General features: G+C 47.4%; 11 protein-coding genes. 2 read left to right on the forward strand and 9 right to left on the reverse strand.

What is annotated here, in order from left to right; all coding sequences use genetic code 11:
• Nucleotides 1-241 precede the first annotated feature (241 nt).
• Nucleotides 242-2,353, reverse strand: coding sequence for a glycosyl hydrolase family 18 protein (locus tag KJS52_RS15185; RefSeq protein ID WP_373871368.1), 2,112 nt, complete (start codon nt 2,351-2,353; stop codon nt 242-244).
• 383 nt (nt 2,354-2,736) lie between these two features.
• Entirely contained in the window at nt 2,737-3,909 is a 1,173-nt protein-coding gene (locus KJS52_RS15190) for a bis-aminopropyl spermidine synthase family protein (RefSeq protein WP_213516698.1), read from the reverse strand.
• A 467-nt stretch (nt 3,910-4,376) separates the two neighbouring features.
• Here KJS52_RS15190 and KJS52_RS15195 point away from each other — a divergent pair, with 467 nt between their 5' ends.
• Together KJS52_RS15195 and KJS52_RS15200 are read left to right on the forward strand one after the other, a co-directional pair.
• Complete coding sequence (locus tag KJS52_RS15195) at nt 4,377-5,006, forward strand: TetR/AcrR family transcriptional regulator (protein WP_213516700.1); 630 nt, start codon at nt 4,377-4,379, stop codon at nt 5,004-5,006.
• A gap of 128 nt (nt 5,007-5,134) precedes the next feature.
• A complete protein-coding gene (locus KJS52_RS15200) occupies nt 5,135-5,800 on the forward strand; it encodes an ArsR/SmtB family transcription factor (protein ID WP_213516702.1) in 666 nt (221 codons plus the stop codon).
• Nucleotides 5,801-5,882: 82 nt separating this feature from the next.
• On the opposite strand, the gene KJS52_RS15205 is transcribed toward KJS52_RS15200, so the two are convergent.
• The 7 genes from KJS52_RS15205 to KJS52_RS15235 all read right to left on the reverse strand — a co-directional run bounded on the left by KJS52_RS15205 (nt 5,883) and on the right by KJS52_RS15235 (nt 18,179).
• The gene (locus tag KJS52_RS15205; protein WP_213516704.1) at nt 5,883-7,196 is read right to left on the reverse strand and encodes an MFS transporter; all 1,314 of its coding nucleotides are present in this window, start codon (nt 7,194-7,196) and stop codon (nt 5,883-5,885) included.
• A gap of 199 nt (nt 7,197-7,395) precedes the next feature.
• Entirely contained in the window at nt 7,396-7,611 is a 216-nt protein-coding gene (locus KJS52_RS15210) for an Rpn/YhgA-type helix-turn-helix domain-containing protein (RefSeq protein ID WP_213516706.1), read from the reverse strand.
• A 77-nt stretch (nt 7,612-7,688) separates the two neighbouring features.
• A complete protein-coding gene (locus tag KJS52_RS15215; RefSeq protein ID WP_213516708.1) occupies nt 7,689-7,913 on the reverse strand; it encodes an Rpn/YhgA-type helix-turn-helix domain-containing protein in 225 nt (74 codons plus the stop codon).
• 79 nt (nt 7,914-7,992) lie between these two features.
• On the reverse strand, nt 7,993-8,949 hold the full coding sequence (locus tag KJS52_RS15220; RefSeq protein ID WP_213516710.1) for an Rpn family recombination-promoting nuclease/putative transposase: 957 nt from the start codon (nt 8,947-8,949) through the stop codon (nt 7,993-7,995).
• Nucleotides 8,950-9,138: 189 nt separating this feature from the next.
• Complete coding sequence (locus KJS52_RS15225) at nt 9,139-16,359, reverse strand: DUF5695 domain-containing protein (RefSeq protein WP_213516712.1); 7,221 nt, start codon at nt 16,357-16,359, stop codon at nt 9,139-9,141.
• 30 nt (nt 16,360-16,389) lie between these two features.
• Nucleotides 16,390-17,259 (reverse strand): carbohydrate ABC transporter permease, encoded by an 870-nt coding sequence (locus tag KJS52_RS15230; RefSeq protein ID WP_213516714.1) that lies wholly within the window; start codon nt 17,257-17,259, stop codon nt 16,390-16,392.
• The gene (locus tag KJS52_RS15235) at nt 17,256-18,179 is read right to left on the reverse strand and encodes a carbohydrate ABC transporter permease (RefSeq protein WP_213516716.1); all 924 of its coding nucleotides are present in this window, start codon (nt 18,177-18,179) and stop codon (nt 17,256-17,258) included. The genes KJS52_RS15230 and KJS52_RS15235 overlap by 4 nt, the downstream gene beginning before the upstream one ends.
• Nucleotides 18,180-18,186 lie beyond the last annotated feature (7 nt).

Consider the following 18,186-nt stretch of genomic DNA (forward strand, 5'->3'; position numbering starts at 1 on the left):
CCGTCGACTAAGTATCGAAGCACCTCATCGTCATCAAAGTCCAGTCTTTTGAACCTACCTCTTTCCAATGAGGGTTCAAAAATTCGGCTTTCAGGACCAAGAAGATGGCACGATACTAGAGGGCGAGGAGCGCAGCGTAGATAGACCTACGTGAGCACCGCAGCCCTCGGTAGCGTGACATATTCGCCGTCGACTAAGCTACAACGAAACAGCATCGTCATCAAAGTCCAGTCTTTTGAACCTACCTTAGCTGCCATAATGCTGGGGTCGTCGACGGCTCCCACCCCATCAGTGAAGTATGAGATTGCAGGCAAATGTAGGTGCTGCCGTTGTAAGTCACTTCCGTGCCCACTGTGTACGCTACGCCTGCCGCCCAAGCACCAGCTCCGCTATTGTTGCCGCCTTCGCCTCCACCGTTGTTGCCGCCTTCGCCTCCACCGTTATTGCCGCCTTCGCCTCCGCCGTTATTGCCGCCTTCGCCTCCACCATTGTTACCGCCTTCGCTTCCGCCGTTATTGCCGCCGGCTCCGTCAACGCAAGGACCAATGACTTTCCAAGCTCCCCACTCCCCGGACTGATCAGGGCGATCACCTTGCGTCCACCATTTCGCTTCATAAATGACTCCGTTGTACACTGCCCGATCGCCGCCAATATAAATAGTGCTGGCTCCCCATTCCGCTACTGGGCAGGCTGGCGTGACAGCTTCATCTGTCGTTACGCTTAGCGGAGCGCTTGCTGCTGACAGGTTGCCCGCCGCATCGCGTGCTTTAACTGTAAATACGTAAGTCGTATTGCTGCTTAATCCGCCTATCGTCGCGCTAGTTCCCGCTACGCTTGATGCGAGCGCACCGTCTTTAAATACTTGGTAGCCTGTTACTGCTTTGTTATCCGTCGCAGCCGTCCAGCTCAATGATACTGAGGTTGCTGTTTTGCCCGTAACTGTCAAGCCTGTCGGAGCAGTAGGCGGTGTCGTGTCTGGCTCACCCGTGCCTGGGCCTGGACCCTCCCCGTTGTTTAATTGCTCAGCCAGTACATCGAGCAGCTTCGTACCGCTGCAGCTGAATTTGCTGCTAACGCGACAGTCGCCGGACAGCTCCCAGAACATCGCGCCGCCAAGACCTTTGGATTTGATGTAATTAACCTTATTTTCAAATGATTGAGGATCGTCATAGCTAATAAAGGTTCCCGAGGCAGCATTGTACAGATAAGGCACTTTTGCTTCATCGTTCCAGTAACGGACAAAGCCATTTTTATTGACATAGTTCGCAGCGAGATCGCCATAATCAAATACGCCCGCTTCCCAGGTTCCCGCAGGTGTGCCTGTACATTGCTGATATTGACCATCACCGTTTGGCCCAGGCGCACATCCAGTCCAGCCACGGCCATAGAACGGCACTCCAAGCACGATTTTTTCGGCTGGAACGCCTGCATCAAGATGACCTTGCACGCCGCTGTTTGTATTGAAGGTTGCAGCATTCTCTACGTTGGCCGCCACAGCTGCGTTATCAAGATATAAAGGAGAATTATGAGCGCTTTGATTGCTCCAGCCGCCATTGAAGTCATATGTCATAATGTTGATCCAATCGACGATTTCACTAATTTCATCCAGCTCATTGTTTTGCGCATAAGTTGGTGAAGCAGAGGAAGCAATTGTCAGCGTATAGGTTTTGCCATCTGCGACTTCCGCAGCATCCAAATAATTGCGTACTTCCTGTAGAAGAAGCGTATGGTTTTGCTTGTCTTCCGGTCGGTAGCTGTTGCCAGGAAGACCGCCGCTTACCGGATACTCCCAGTCAAGATCTACGCCGTCCATTTGGTATTTGCGAATGAAGTCAACCGCAGATTGTGCAAAGGCTTTACGCGTCGCATCAGTTGCCGCTACATCGGAGAAGCGGTTCGACCACGACCAGCCTCCAACTGAGATGATAGTCTTCAAATGAGGATATTTCTGCTTCAGCTTGATTAGCTCATTCAAATTGCCACGTATCGGCTGATCCCAGGTGTCGCCCGGGAATGATTTTTGCGCGTCAATCCACGGATCGCCTAGCACGATCGTGCCGTTCGGCACGTTGATCGCTTGCCCTGCTTCATTTTGACAAGACCATGTTTGCGGATTAGGGCTTGCCGGATCGGGATTGCCGTGTATGCCATTCCAGCAAATATCAGCAAAAGCATAATTAATATGAGTCAGCTTGGAGCCATCAATATCAGCAACGTTGAAATTGCGACCATATGCTCCCCATGAAGGAAAGTAACCTACAATCTTATAGCCGTCCTCCTGCTGCGTGCTTGCAAAAGCTGCTGCAAATGTCGTCGGACCGAAAGCGCTTACAATAAGTAGTAGCATCGACATCAGCATTAATCGAGCTGACCATTTCTTTCCACGTTTAACCGAAACCATATAACCATCTCTCCCTTCGATTTGGCAAAGCGATTTTAGCGACATCTACCATGCTGCGAACGGTTCAAAAGCAATTTTACAACGGCATCACCTCATGTATAAAATTGGATGATTATGCAATTGTTTCTTCTCTGTACTTCTATTTTGCTGGATAAATGCTTACGTTGAACAGGGGGGATTTTTTGTTTGCCGGGGAGAAATTTATTTAACTTGCATCGTTCTGCAGGTAATTTCGCATGAATCATGCATGTTAAAGAGCGAGTTCATCGCTTTGGAGCAAAGCGTTCCTCCAGTCGTTTTTCGGAATGCTTTGCTCCTTTGCAGTTAGTTTTAATTTAGCGATCCTCTCGCGATAACTGTTTTTTGGCTATCATATCGAAGATATCGTGGCCGCAGCCTGTACATCCTTCATTTTTAAGCTGTTCAATGGTCGCAAACTGACCACTTATGCCAACATAGACCTCTCTTAAGCATCGCTTGCAGCGGTAAGTGCGCAATGTTTGTCTCACTTCTCCGGTATACAAAGCATCGTTGAATGTCCCGGAGTATTCCGGCTTCGTCTGATCTGTTGTGCGCAGAATAAACATTTGGCTGCGATTGGCGATCATCTCCGCCCCTTCGTAAGCGTTGAATTGTGGGAAATTAGCACTGACTGTCAACCCCATTCGAACAAATTCACGCTGCATGGCAAGCATAAACTCAGGCGACTTATGGGCGAAGGATAGAAATATCGGGAGTCCCTTCTCCTTCTTCAAGGCCTGTATACCTCGTGAAACGAACAAACCAATTCCTTGAAGCGTGTAAGGTGGATCGGTAAAAAAGCAATCATACTGGCTATGCAGGCTTGACGGAAGCGGCTCTCTTAAATCAAGTCGATGACATCCAATCGACAATCCCCACTCCTTGGCAATCGATTCGATATAGCTTAAAAACCTTTCGTCAATATCAAAAACATTCACTTTCGTAACGGTATGTCCTCCATCTGGAAACAAGCGCTGCAGCAGCAAACCGACAGAAACACTTACAAGATCATCATCGCCAACACATAAAATCTTCTTTCCGATTAGTGCATGCTGCTTCAAACAAAGGATAGCTCGACGCAGACTTGTTTCCGGCGTGCATTTGGACTGATCAAGCTGAACATCGACGGTCGGCCTCAGCGAAAACAACTCCTCTAAAACAGGCAGCAAATCCTTTACACTTTCTCTCCATTTTGTATCATCAAGCAAAGCTCGATAAAGAGGAAAATTCAAACCGCGGTAACCCCATTGCTGTTCAATCCATGCGAGCCCATTCGTTGTGCAGCGGACGCCGCGTTCCTGCATAAGTGCCCCCGCATTAATCAATTCACGTTTAATTGCCGCCGCCACTGGGGTAGGAAGCAGCGTTTTGCGCGCTAGCTCCTTCGTTGAAATTCCCGGGTTCAAGTAGCATTCAAGCAACAACTGCTCAATCACTTGAGTCCCTTCCTGCAATCGTATATTGCGACTAGCTTGTTCAATGTACATATTTAAACAAATCCTCCTGTTTTTTCCGTTATATAAATACAAAAAGGGCAGGAATGAACATACGTCATCCCTGCCCTTTAAAATCGCTGACTAAATAAACACCCTCTACAAACAAAAAAATCCGAGCTGAACCCAGCACGGATTGTAGGTGCATAACAATAGCAGCACGAAGGCCATGATTATTATCCGCTGTTCTTAACTAATTCCGAAGCGCTCAAAAATCCCACAACAAATAAACCACGCTAAATTAGCGATTGGTAACAGGACTGTTGAAAGCTTCAAGTATGGAATTTGGTTAGTTAAGAACGACCGCCGACATCAACATCTCTCCTTATAAGTGCTTATTTCATCCTACTATACGCATTTGAAATAGTCAAGCTGATTGGTGCGTCTCTATTAGCCTAGTTTCATCCGAGCTAGTGCTCATGTTATAAAAGGTAGTATAATGTTGCAAAGTAGGTGATCAGATGGATAAGAAAATGGAAAGACGCAAAAATATGATTCAAGCAGCTAAAAAGCTATTTGCTGAACATGGTTTTGAAAAAACTACGATGCAGAAAATTGCTGACGAGGCCAATTTAGGAGTAGCTACTCTATTTCGCTATTTCCCGAAAAAAGAGCATTTAATGATTGAAGTGATTAAAGAGGTTATTGAACAACAAGTACCTTACTTTGAAAAGATTATTCATTCAAACAAATCGGGGATTGAGAAAATTGATGACGTACTAACAACTTATATCAAGTATATTTCGGAAGAAAACAGTGTCTCAACCAAGCTGTTAGAAGCATTTGAACTGTATATTGCCTTTATGCCCATTGAAGCAGGTCTTTTAGAAGAAATCAACAAGGAATACGGGAAAATTAGAAACATCATCAATGCCATTGTGCAGCAAGGGAAGCATGACGGCAGCATACAGCTTTCCGCAAGCAATGAACTAGCTACCAGCACCTTGTTGAATCTGTTCGGAACATCTGTAAAGAAGTATTCATTATACACCATATTGCCAGAGGATGTTATAGTCCCTGTTCCAAAAAGAGAGGAGCTCATTACAGTAAAAAACATGCTCCTCTCCTTCTTGCAGCAAGGCAAATCATGAGCATCCCTCCTATATGAAACGATCCATTCGGCTCTCAATCCTTTTGATCAATTGAATGCTTGAACAAATTGAGGTACACTATATACGACCTATAAGCTAATAATCGGGCAGAAAGGATGGTTAACATGATGACTGATAGGCTAGACTCTGCGAATAGTTTAAAAGAAGAGCTTTATCGGCAACTATCGAGAATTGGAAAATGTCTGTCGAGCGATAAACGTTTGGAGATTTTGAATTTATTGTCTCAAGGACCGAAAACGGTGGAAAAGCTAACGACTGCCTCGGGTATGAATTTTGCAAATGTATCTCGCCATCTGCAGGTTTTGCTGGACGCGAAGCTTGTTAAGTTTACAAAGCGAGGCACCTACGTCATCTATTCATTGGCATCGCCAGCTATTGTTGATTTGTTAACTTCCTTATGGAGAATTAGCGAGCAGCAACTTCCAGAGATCGCAAGGCTGAAGGACGACTTTTTTCATAACTTCGATAATATCGAAACGCTAACGATGGATGAAGTTATGGAAAAATTGCATACAGAATCGGTCATTCTTTTGGATTTGCGGCCAAAAGAAGAGTATGAAACCAGTCATATTGAGGGCGCGATATCCGTCCCAATGGAGGAGTTGGAATATTATATGCGCGAACTACCTAAGGATGCTGAAATCGTAGCTTATTGCCGTGGGCCGCTTTGTGCGTATTCTGCAATTGCTGCACAGAAATTGCAGGCAGAAGGCTTTAAAGCCTATCGGATGGATGAGGGATTGAATGAATGGCAGGAGCATTTCGCCCACTAACTCGCTTCATATAAATAGCCCCCTGCATACCTGACAGAATGTCCTGCCTTGTATGAGAGGGGCTTTGAAATCTGGCATGAAACTACTTTTCATTCTGCTTATGCGACCAGATCACAACTGGAATTAAAAGCAACGACATGAAGCCTCCAGCTAGCGAAAGTGTGGAATAACTGGACGAAGCGACAACCATCCCGGACAGTGCTCCGCCTGAGGCACCTGCCAAAGCGATCAGAACATCAACACTGCCTTGTGTCTTTGCCCGATTTTGCGGTGATGTTGCATCGACGATTGCTGCAGTCCCGCTAATCAAGCCGAAGTTCCAACCGATGCCTAGCAAAGCCAGCGCCAATATAAGCATAGCCATAGAATCGCCAGGTGCAAATGCAGCTAATAAGCCAGCGAGCAGCAAGGTAACACCTGAAGCGTAGGACATTTTAGTACGTCCAAATTTGTCAACGAGCACTCCGGTAATCAGGGAAGGCAAGTACATTGCCGCGACGTGAATGCCGATAACGATCCCCACCGCTCCTAGTCCGTGCCCGTGGTGCTGCATATGAACCGGTGTCATCGTCATAATTGCAACCATTACAATTTGCGTTAAGACCATAACGGTGGCCCCGACCACGATGCCTGGCTTGTGAACAGGTTGTTGTTCAGCATTTGGCATAGTCGCCACGCTGCGCTGTCCGTCCTTCACACGTTCAAGCTCTGCAATTGCCTTGGATACAATAAGCGGATCAGGACGTAGAAACAGCAGAAGCACAATCCCGGCTAACATAAAGGCTGCGGATGCCAGCATAAAAGGTCCTGAAAGTGCAGGAGCGCCCAAGGAAGTTGCAAACTTTCCAGTCACAGTAACCAGATTCGGCCCTGCGACCGCACCAAATGTTGTAAATACCATAGCGGCACTTATCGCTTTTGCCCGCTGATTCGGCTGTGCCAAATCCGTGCCCGCATAACGCGCCTGCAAATTTGTTGCGGTACCTGCACCATAAACCAGCAAAGAAATAAACAACAGCGCCACATTATTCAAAATCGCGGCAAGGACCACACCTGCAGCACCAAGCCCACCTGCTAAAAACCCGGCTGCAAGCCCAATGCGGCGACCTGAGCGTTGGGAAAGTCGGCCCACAAGAAATGCTGCTGCCGCTGACCCTAATGTAAACAAAGCGGAAGGAATTCCCGCATATCCTTCTGTTCCAAGCATATCTTGCGCGAGCAAGGCTCCTACTGTAATTCCAGCAGCCAATCCCGCACCGCCAAAAATTTGCGAAGCAATTACGATCCTCATCGTCTTCTTATACAACTGGCGCTGCCTGTCTGGCGAAGCATATTCCTTTAAAGGCTCAGGAATGTGTATTAACTTTTCTTCACCGACAGTTGAAATTTCAGGCATACCTATTCTCCCTATCCTCTTTAGATTCAATTGATCAAACGATCCAAATTGCGCAGCATCTAGTTGATGCTATACTATTCAATCAATTAATTGAATTATAGTCTTCAATTCTCTTTCTCGTCAAGCTCCTCTCTAAAAATACTATTCGATACAACAAAAAAGACCGCTCTGCGAACGGCCTTCATACAATCAATGAAATTTAATGAGATTTTTCCCGCAACTGATCGATCCTTTCGGGAGAGAAGCCGGTAGCTGCAGCGATCAGCGAGACATCCAGCCCCAAGTCAAGCATGCGTTTGGCTACTTCTTCTTTGCCTTCGATTCTGCCTTCGATCTTGCCTTCTATTCTGCCTTCAATTCTACCTTCGCGCTTTTCTTCTCTTATTATCTTTCTTAACGTTTGTGCCAAACCCATAATAGCTGCGCCCCCCTTCACGGTAGTAAAGTGGTATTGGAAGAAGGACATTCCCTTTTCCCGCAACACTTCACTAATTAATAGGATTCCCGCAACTGCTCGATCCTTTCGGGAGAGAAGCCGGTAGCTGCAGCGATCAGCGAGACATCCAGTCCCAAGTCAAGCATGCGTTTGGCTACTTCTTCTTTGCCTTCTATTTTGCCTTCTATTTTGCCTTCTATTTTGCCTTCTATTTTGCCTTCAATTCTGCCTTCGCGCTTTTCTTCTCTTATTATCTTTCTTAGCGTTTGTGCCAAACCCATAATAGCTGCGCCTCCCTTCACGGCAGAAAAGTGGTACTGAAAAAAAGGAACATTCCCTTTTCCCGCAACACTTCACTATTCAATAGGATTCCCCACGCAACTGCTCGATCTTTTCCGGAGAGAAGCCAGTTGCAGCAGCGATCACTGTCACTTCCATTCCCAAGTCAAGCATACGTTTGGCTACTTCTTCTTTCCCTTCAATTCTTCCTTCTAATTTACCTTCGTGCCTTTCTTCTTTTCTGATCTTTTTTAGCGTTTGTTCCAAGCCCATAATAGCTGCGCCTCCCTTCACGTTTTTCACAAGTTCTTCGATATGTGATTCGCCTGTTGGCAATTGTTGTTTTAATACATTTGCCATCCACGCCGTAAATTTCTGCTGGCTATCTTCCGGCAATTGTTGAATTGTATGCATGAGCTTGCCGAGTCGTTCCAACAGCTGTCCTTGGTCTTCCGTCTGGTCGAGTAAAAAGACTGCGCCAATCGTATTGGATAATGAGAGCAGTTCCTCCTCGGTGTATCGGGCCACATCAATTAATAAATATTCAAAGTCCAATAGCTCCGTACCAAACATTTCTTCATGCCCCAGCAGCTTGCGAAACTGGCGCTCCGCCGTCCATCGCTGTTTTCCGTTGTATAGTACAATTGGCACAATCGGCGGCAGACGGAATGACTTTTTACGGATTTGGGCTTTCTTTTCGTCTTTTAACAAGTATCGCCAAATCTCCACCTGGTATAACAACAGGCGATATGGCATCTGGAAGTCTACTTTCGATTGCATTTCCAGCAGCAAGTAAAAAACAACTTCCTGTCCGTTTAACTGTACGCGATAAACGAGATCCGCTTCCTTGCGCTTGAAGTCTTGAAGCACAAATGAATGCGGAATTTCCTGGACGTTCATTTCATCAATGCTGTTTACCCATCCTTTATGCACAAAAGAACGGAGCAATTCCACAAACAGTTTCTTGCTGGAAAGCAGGAAGCGATACGATGTATCGTGACGCTGGTGAACAAATTCCTCGCGATCATCGGTATTCATTCGTATCCACTCCAATCGGATTCTTCTCTTATATTATATCGCTTATAGCAATGGATCACAACGAATGTGAAGGCTCTCTGACTCACGTAGTGACAGAAAAATGGTATGGAAAGAGGGGAACATCCTCTTCCATACCATCTTCATTTGCTATAGCTTTTTTAGGCTCTTGCTTCTTATGTGACAATAAGGCTATTTGCCATTTAGCTGCAAATAAATCTTATACAAGACCTGCGCCGCCTCTGCTCTCGTTGTTGCATCAATAGGGTTCAACATATGATTGCCCCGCCCATTGATGAATCCTGACTCGATCATTGCAGCCATATCTTCCGTAGCGTATTTTGCTAATGCTGAGGCATCTTTAAATTGCAAGAGTTCCTCAGTTGAAGCGCTCTGCAGTTCTTTATTTACTGCTCGCAGCGCTCTCATCGTTATTACAGCCATATCCTGCCTTGTTAATTCCGCTTCAGAGTTGAACTTGCCATTGTAGCCAACAATTATTCCAAGTGCTTTGGCTACTCCTACTTCGTCATAATGCTTGCTTGTTTCCTCAATATCGCTGAAGTTTGTGCTAAATTCAGCAGTAAGCTCCAATGTCCTTACAAGCCATGCTACATATTCAGCTCTTGTAATCTTATTGTCGGGACTGAAGCTTGTAGTCGATGTGCCGTCTATAAAGTGCTTGGACGCCATCATTTCAACTGCTGCTTCGTACCAAGAGTTGCTTGCTACGTCATCGAAGCTTATCTTGCTGTAAGCCACTACGTAAAGACCTAAATGAGTCGTTGTAAATACAATAGCTTTTTCAGCAGCGTTGTACTTGGCATTTTTGATTGGGACAGGTTTTCCGTTTCCATCCATATACCAAACCTCAAGGTATTCGGTGCTTGCCAGTTCTTCAGCAGTAGGGACATATGGTATTTTCACCTCTACTGGTGCATTCAGGCTGCTCTCGCTAATTGCAGTTCCATCTATGCTGACCGCAAACTCTATTGCAGGTCTGCTGCCAGTAACGCTTTTTATGTCAGCAGCAAGTGTTGATGTGTCTGCCAGACGAATGATCAGCTCCACACTCTTTGTAGCTGATGCTTTTGCCTTGAGCATATTTGCCGGCACGACTATGGTACCGATATTTGTAGCAACGACCACCCTTACATTTGCTTTATCCGACATTATTGTAGCTTCAGGAAGCTTAACAGCATACGCTTTGGCTCCATCTGTTTTCGGTATTTCCACCTTAACAGTCTGAATACCGCTGCTGTCTGTTTTCGCATGTTCCAGTGCTTTATTAATGTCTTCCTGCTTTATCGGTACTACTGTTGCTATGCCAGTCACTTTATCCAAGCTTGGCGGCTCAACCTTAATTGTATCTCCGTCAACTGTGACAGCAGCCGGTGTCGGCGGCTGTGAAGTCGGAGCCGACGTTGGTGCCACTGTCGGTGTTGGCGTCATGCTCGGCGTTGGTGCCACCGTCGGTGTTGGCGTCATGCTCGGCGTTGGTGCCACCGTCGGTGTTGGCGCCACCGTCGGCGTTGGCGTTGGCGTCACCGTCGGTGTTGGCGCCACCGTCGGCGTTGGCGTTGGTGCCACTGTCGGTGTTGGCTTCACCGTCGGCGTTGGTGCCACCGTTGGTGTTGGCGTTGGTGCCGCCGTCGGTGTTGGTGCCACCGTTGGCGTTGGCTTCACCGTCGGTGTTGGCGTCACCGTCGGCGTCGGCTCCACCGTTGGCGTTGGCTCCACCGTTGGCGTTGGCTTCACCGTCGGCGTTGGCGTCACTGTCGGCGTTGGTGCCACTGGCGGTGTTGGCGTCACTGGCGGTGTTGGCGTCGGTGTGGCTGCCACTGGTGTTCCGCTTACGTTAACGCCCGCTGATCTATTGCCTGCCTTATCGACAGTCTGCAGCGTTATGGTATAGGTAGTCCCGTTTACAAGTCCGGTGATGGTTGCAAGATTGGCGCCTCCACCGATGTTTTGCGCAGCTATCCCTTTTCCTGTCACTAGAACGTGATCAAATTCCGCATTTATCGGATTGATCCATGTAATCGTTAATGCTTTATCACCAGCCGTTACTTTTACTTCTGTCACTTCCTCAAGCTCCGGATCGGTCGGATCTACAGGCGGATTGCTAATGATGACGATCACTGAGTTGCTAGCGTAGTGAGTTGCTGTCTCCTTATATCTCACGTAGTAGGTTCCGACGTCGAGATTCGCGACTTCTATGTCGGTAATCGACGTCCAGTCGTCTGGATTTGCCCCTTGCTTCTGGTACTCCATCGTGGAATCAACACCAATGATTTTGCCGTCGTTTCCATCAATGACGGTCGGTGCAACTCCTGTTGGTGTTGTTGGCGCTTCCTGCTCCTGCTTGGAAGCCGCCTGAATGACTTCCCACTCCCATAAGCCTACGCCAACTCCACTGCTTGCAGACTGCTTCGTCATCGTTACACGCAGCGCTTTAAGCTTCAGCGGCTCGTCAAATTCATATAGATTGGAAGAGCCGATTGGCGTATTATGGACCAGCGTAATCCCTTCGGTAATGGTTCCCGCCGTTACCCATTCATTGGAAGCGCTATCGACCGGGATATAGGCGTACTCGTACTTTACAGGCGCTAGTATACCGCCTTCGTCAGACCATAGCACCAGATTGGAGCTTTCAATTGTTGCGCCCTGCGGCCATTCATATTGCACCCATTCCTCCGTTCCACTATTGCCCCATGTTCCCCAATGCGGAATATTGCTCTCTGTTTTTCTGCCGTCATTAACGGCGGCCAGGCTTTCCCAAGGCGATGTGTAGCTGGAAGTTACAAGGGCTAGAAACGCCATATTGTTGTCGCGTGGGCTGAGCAGCTTCATGTCAGCAAGCAGCCTTTCAAGCGCTTGGGCAACCTCCTCCTCTGTAGCGTCCATCTTTTGAATGACAGCCGATGCGCCTGCCTTTGCCGCTTCAATTGGCGCAAGGCCTTGATCAACAAAGTTTAAAGGATTTAATGTATTGACATGATTGTAAACGCTGATCAGCTCTGACTTGTCTACTGCTCCTGTATAGCCATATACCTTCCATTCCAAAATCCCGCTTCCGCTTGCTGCAGGCCTCATATCAATCCGAACCCCAGTAATATAGGCGGGCTCAAAGGTAGTAGTGTTGTACTTATCCAGCTCATTTCCAAGTCCGGATATTGCTCTTGGCGTATACCAGACTCCATTCTCGTCGCGGAGCTTGAGCTGCATATCCTTAGGACGGAAGTTGCCGGCGCCGTCCTGGAAAACATACACATCCATTGACGAAGCGAGGAATGGCTGCTCCCATTCATACGTAACCCATGCCGGATCTCCTTCTCTTCCCCAGTTGTGCCATGCGCTGTTCGGAGCATTGCGATTAGGCGAGAAATCTCTTGAGCTTTTCGGCTCAACGCCGTTATTCATCGCTTCCGGGTACCCGTCACCACCAGAGAAGCTAGCAGAAGGCTTGGCTGTTAACGCGGCGTTTTGCAGCGGCACATCTACCACATATACGGTGGCGCGCACCTCCAGATCGCTGCCTGCAACTTTACCGCGAGCTTCAAAGCTGCCAATTGCCGCATAGCTGTCTGGATCGATCTCATCCCACTCGATCTCGCTCGCTTTATAGCCATCATCAAATAAAATATTCATCTGCCCTTGAAGCGTCGGTGCTATACCTTTCTGTGTCACGACACTAACTGCCCGATATGCATCAACAGTGTCCGCTTCAATAACAATCGTTACATCCTTGCTTGCCGTCTTGTCTCCATCAGCAGCTGTGAATGTAAACACATAGGTACCAGCCTTGCCGACTCGCGCATAAGCGGTCGCTTTGTCTCCATCAACGAATGTAATATCCCCTGCGCCTTCCGGCTTTTCCTTGACCGTCCATGCATAGCTCATCTCAGGCTCAAATGCTGCACTGTGTACAGGGTCGGGAATGGCCGTACCCGATAGGACCAAAATGCTTTCATTCGCGATATCTTGAACAGCCGTCACATCGCTTATCTGTGGAGGCTGTTTTTCCGGCGGGGCAGCCAGTTCGAAGGTCAGTTCGTCTGAACCGCTCAGCTGCCCATCATTGGCAGTGAGTCTGACTGTGTAGGAGCCTTCCCTTGTACCGACAGCCTGCGTAATGCTTGCATTAGGATAAACAAAGCTCAGCTTGCCATCTTGCGGTGCGCTTATGAGCTCCCATTGATAGGTGAGTCTGCCATCAGGCGCGCCATCGTCGCTTACAATTCCGTTCAGCATAAATGGAATCAGCGCCTGCGGGCCTTGTGTCGCCGTCTCTGCATGAACCTGCGGAGCTTGATTTTCACCCGCGTCCAGCTTTTCAATTGTTAATTGAGCGGTTGGATCACTGTTCATTTGGAACATCGCAATTCCTTTATTGTTTTGCACGTAAAATTGTCCGGTCGGTTCATTATTCAGCTTGATGGTATAATAGCCATTTTCCAGTCCGGCCCCGTCAATTTTAATTCTTGAAGCATGCTCTTTTTTATCAAGGTTCGAAAGTGTCAGCTGAAACAGCTTGCCGTCTTTTTCAATTTCTGCATGCTCTATCTTTTCATTTTGCGAAACGATATAAATGTTCTCATCGAGCAAATTGATCCGTTTGCCAAAGCCGTCCAGTGGCGTAATCTCATAGCTGCTGCCTTTATCTGCAACCAAAGCTCCGTACCCGAATAGGCCAAATACGGGATCAGTTACTATATCCGAGCTGATGCTTAGCAAGGAGCCATAAATGCCCTCACCCGCTTCGCCAGAAAAATCATTCCAGCCGTTGTTCATGACGCGGGAGCCGCCATCGAACACGTCCTTGGTGCCGGTGCCTCCCTTATACATGGAATATCTCCAGGAGGTACTGCCTACAGACTGTGCTGAGATTTGTCCCATGTTGATCGCATTGAAGTTTGAAATTTTCGCCGCATAGTTGCGCTGCTGTGCAATGGCTGTTTGAGCAGCAGATCTGCCGTCATCCTGATAACGGAGCCAGTCATCCATAATATATCCCGCCAAGGAGGCAGTATATTGGAAGTTCCACCAGCCCTCGCCGCCACGGAATACCGGTACAGCATAATGGTACCAGGTTGGCTGAATGCCGCGCATTGCACGAGTTTTCCAGTCGGCCATTTCCATGCTTTTCTCGGCTGCCGCTGCTTGCCCGTCCTCAGGGTAGTATGTGCGCAGCGCCTTGGCTGCGGCATATGCGCCTTCTTCTCCGGTATTGTCATATTCGAACTCCGAGCCGTAAGGATAAGCAGCGAATGTCATGCTGCGCCCTTTGTCCAGAGCAAACTTATTCTTCAAATTTTCATACTCCGCATGCATTCCTTCTTCCTTCAGCGCCTCAATCATATCCGGGACTTGCTGTTCGCCGTAGTAGCCGATGGCGCCGCTGGAAATGCGATTATAGTAGATGCCGTAGGCTTTTTCCAAATAGTACTGCGGCGATTCGCGATACTCGATCAGATGCGGATACGCCTTTTGGATCCGATACATGTTGAAGAAGCCCGTCGCTGCCATCATTTCGGAAAACTCTCGTGTATATGGCTTATCCTTATCCGTGAATGCCCCCGAATCTCTCAGCCAGTTCGCAACGATAAAGCTGTCCTGCGTATGCTTCATAAAGCGTTCCCACATAAAATCGATCAGGTACATTTCAATCGAGCGAATTTCATCCGGGTTGGGGTCCAGGTAATTTTTCATGGCTATGGCATTGATATTGTCATGCCCCCAGTCATCTCCCCAATGATTAATATCCCGATCAAGACCGCCTGTAAGATACCAATCAAAGTAGTTGCCGTAGGTAGGACTTTGAGGGTCCTTGTCCTGCGTATGCTCTACCATAAATTCGGTATGGGTTCGCATCGTTTCATCAAGCTCGGCCATAACATTGAATTCAAGCTGAGTGAATTTGTCCACCCATTCATCGCCGACCTTCAGCTGATAGTCTACCCGTACGCTGTTATTGCCCAAATTGCCAAACTGCAGCTCATAAATATGATACTGCTCCCCATCTACCACTTTGGTCTCCAGAAATTGATAGGCTTCCGTATAGCCCGGGTTTCCGTCAGCAAGTCCGCGTCCGGTGCGTGAATTGTTAACCATCTCGCTTCTTTGCTTGCCAGGCTTAATATTCGGAATATGCGTTTCATCAAACGGATCATTTTCATGAACAGATTGAATCTCTAGCGATGTAACGTTAATTTTACTGTCATCATAATGCAGGGCCAGCTTGGTTGGCATATTGATCGCGGTCTGGAAGCCAGGCAGCGCAACTGCGTCAATCATGCCGGATCGGTACAGGATGGAGCGAAGGTTTTTCTCACGCTCCTCCATGGAATTGGAAGCATTATTTGTGCTTTGAGCATTTTCCTGCGGCTGGTTGTCGCCTGCACGCACCGCTGAAAATTTAAACTGATAGGTTTTTTCCTCATCCGGGCCCAGTACAAGGCTGGAGGCATCGGTAAAATACCCTCGACCGGTTTTCTGAATATCCTTGGAGTGAATATAGAGCACATTCAGACCCGGAAACCAGCCGCCGCTGTCGCCAGTCCAGTTGGCGAACGTCTCTCCTGCCCGCAGCTCCCCTTCTTCGTGCATCCAGTAATCGACATATTCGATGCGTGCGCCACTTTCCGGCACTGGGGTAAACAGCATGAAATTTCCTTCTCCGCTAGTGCGAATAGCATAAGCGTATCCACTGTCCGCACCGGCAAAGTTATGCACCGTCACACGATTGTCGTACGTATCCGATACTGAACGATATTTGTTGTTCCAAGGCATCGGCAAGCCGATATCGCCGAATTCAATATATTTATCGCTTTTGTTTTTCACGGTTATTTCCCATAGCATCGAGCCATCATCCGTGTTCATATCAAACACCGACTTTACGTCAAAGCCTTTCATCGCTCGCTGAGCGGTAGAGCTCAGGTCCTGACCGATAAAGTTAATCTCAACCTTCTTGCCGTCAGCCGAAGTCGTTCTCTCAAAATAAGGATTATCAGGATTAATAGCAGAATAGGTTGTTGATCCACCAGCCGCCAATGTTTTATTGGTGTCGACCTCGACAAAGTCCTCCCTGTTGTCAGGAAAATGCTCATCGTCTCCGGTGCGGTAAGAAAAAATCATTTCGCCCATCCATTGATGCTGGACATTGTTCTGTGGCGATGTATCGTTTGGCAGCACAAAATTGATTGGATTGCCATTTCTATTCGCAGGGTTATTGTTGATGTACAGCTCTTCAATCTGACCTAAATCACCGATCTTGGCAGAAAGGCTGGCATTGGAAATTCCATCATTTGCTGCGGCTGCCGAAGTCGCTGCGCTAATCTGCAAAGGCAGCATCTGAAAAACTAGCAGCAGTGTGAGCGTGAGTGGCATCAGTTTCTTCGTAATCGTTTTCATCTTAACCTCCTGCTTGTACATGGATAATGGTTAATTTTTCAGTCCAGTCAGCGTAATTCCCTCTACGAAATACCTTTGACCAATGAGGTAGAAGATGACGCCTGGCGCAAACGATAAGCATGTTGCCGCCATCGTCAACGACCAGTCGCTTTTTAGCTGTCCTCTAAAGTTGGTTAGCCCAAGCGCAATCGTATATTTTTCACTCGAATTAATGTAAATCATCTGCTGCAGCAAATCGTTCCATAAGCCGATGAAGATAAACAACGCGACCACAATCATAGCTGGTCGAATCGCTGGCATAATGATACTGAACAAAATCCGGAAGTAGCCGGCACCGTCAATTGTTGCTGCTTGATCAAGCTCTCGCGGTATGGACATAATAAACTGCCGAATCAAGAAAATATTAAACGCGCCGCCACCGCAAAAATAAGGCAAAATCAATGGCCAATAGCTGTCGCTAAATCCCAGACCTCGCGTCCAACCAATGTAAAGCGGAATAAGCGTAACCATGGCTGGCAGCAGCATGGAGCCAATGCAAAGCGCCCAGATCAGGCTTTTACCGCGAAATCGCAGCCTTGCAAAGGCATAGCCGCACAGCGTAGCCGTAAACGTCCCTGCCAAACAAGAAGGAACGATAATCAACATCGTGTTCCATAAATACTTCCAAAATTTAAATACCTCTAGCGTTTTCTCATAATTGGAAAACAACCAATTCCCCGGTATAAGCGCCGGCGGATAGCGATAGATTTCGGCGCTCGACATGAGCGACGTACGAAAAATCCACCAAATTGGAAAGATAGCCAGAAGGGCGAAAAATACGACAGCGACAAAAGTGAGAATATTCATCGTTCTGTCTCTGCGTTTTTTGCTTCTTAGTCTGCCATATGCCGCTACGCTCATTTGTCGTCGCCTCCTTCATTGTAAATCCACAAATTGGACGTCTTAAACAGCACAAGCGTAAAGACAGCAAGAATAACAAAAATAATTACGGTTGTTGCTGATGCGTAGCCTATTCTGTAATTGACAAACGCCTGATCATACATCAAATACGTCAAAAATCGGGAAGAATTGCCCGGGCCGCCGTTAGTTAAGGCAAGCGCCGGCGTTACCACCTGAAGATTGGCGATTAAGCTTAGCAGCAGGTTGTAAAAGATGATCGGCGTCATGCATGGCAAAGTAATATGCCGAAAGCGCTGCCAACCGTTCGCACCATCCATTTCCGCGGCCTCATGATACACACCCGGAACATTTTGCAGCCCGGCCAAAAAAATAACGATCAAATTCCCCGCCAACCAAACCGAAATCAAGGAGAGCGACGGGATAACATAGCTGGAATCGGCGATAAATAATATTTTATTCAGTCCGAGCTCGGAGAGAAGATAGTTGAAAAAACCAAAGTTCCCCTCGTAAAGCCATGACCACCCTACATAGATTGCAACGGCTGGCAACACATACGGCACATAAAATACAGCTCTGAAAAAACCGCGTGCCGGAATTTTACGATTCAGCAGCAGCGCAATAAATAGCGAATAAATCATGCTACCCGCTACAGATAAAAACGCAAAGTAGATCGTCGCAATAATAGAATCCTTAATATAAGGATCAGTGGTAAAAATTTTAATATAATTATCAATACCGATGAACTCCGGACTTTTCAAGCCGGTCCAATTCGTCAAGCTAATGCCCAGCACCCCTAGAAGAGGCAGGTACGTCAGAAAGATCAATCCTACAAAAGCAGGAATCAAGCAAATATATGCAACGCGCGCCTCACTCGAATAAATACGGGAACGGCGCTTTCGCAGTTTATTAACGGCTTCCATATTCCAC

It is taken from the genome of Paenibacillus montaniterrae (assembly GCF_018403185.1).
Classification (GTDB): Bacteria; Bacillota; Bacilli; order Paenibacillales; family Paenibacillaceae; genus Pristimantibacillus; species Pristimantibacillus montaniterrae.

Bases quoted from the DNA above. Each gene is read 5' to 3' on its own strand.
- KJS52_RS15185 (WP_373871368.1), bottom strand. From the start codon at position 2,353: ATGTCGATGCTACTACTTATTGTAAGCGCTTTCGGTCCGACGACATTT.
- KJS52_RS15190 (WP_213516698.1), bottom strand. From the start codon at position 3,909: ATGTACATTGAACAAGCTAGTCGCAATATACGATTGCAGGAAGGGACT.
- KJS52_RS15195 (WP_213516700.1), top strand. From the start codon at position 4,377: ATGGATAAGAAAATGGAAAGACGCAAAAATATGATTCAAGCAGCTAAA.
- KJS52_RS15200 (WP_213516702.1), top strand. From the start codon at position 5,135: ATGACTGATAGGCTAGACTCTGCGAATAGTTTAAAAGAAGAGCTTTAT.
- KJS52_RS15205 (WP_213516704.1), bottom strand. From the start codon at position 7,196: ATGCCTGAAATTTCAACTGTCGGTGAAGAAAAGTTAATACACATTCCT.
- KJS52_RS15210 (WP_213516706.1), bottom strand. From the start codon at position 7,611: ATGGGTTTGGCACAAACGTTAAGAAAGATAATAAGAGAAGAAAAGCGC.
- KJS52_RS15215 (WP_213516708.1), bottom strand. From the start codon at position 7,913: ATGGGTTTGGCACAAACGCTAAGAAAGATAATAAGAGAAGAAAAGCGC.
- KJS52_RS15220 (WP_213516710.1), bottom strand. From the start codon at position 8,949: ATGAATACCGATGATCGCGAGGAATTTGTTCACCAGCGTCACGATACA.
- KJS52_RS15225 (WP_213516712.1), bottom strand. From the start codon at position 16,359: ATGAAAACGATTACGAAGAAACTGATGCCACTCACGCTCACACTGCTG.
- KJS52_RS15230 (WP_213516714.1), bottom strand. From the start codon at position 17,259: ATGAGCGTAGCGGCATATGGCAGACTAAGAAGCAAAAAACGCAGAGAC.
- KJS52_RS15235 (WP_213516716.1), bottom strand. From the start codon at position 18,179: ATGGAAGCCGTTAATAAACTGCGAAAGCGCCGTTCCCGTATTTATTCG.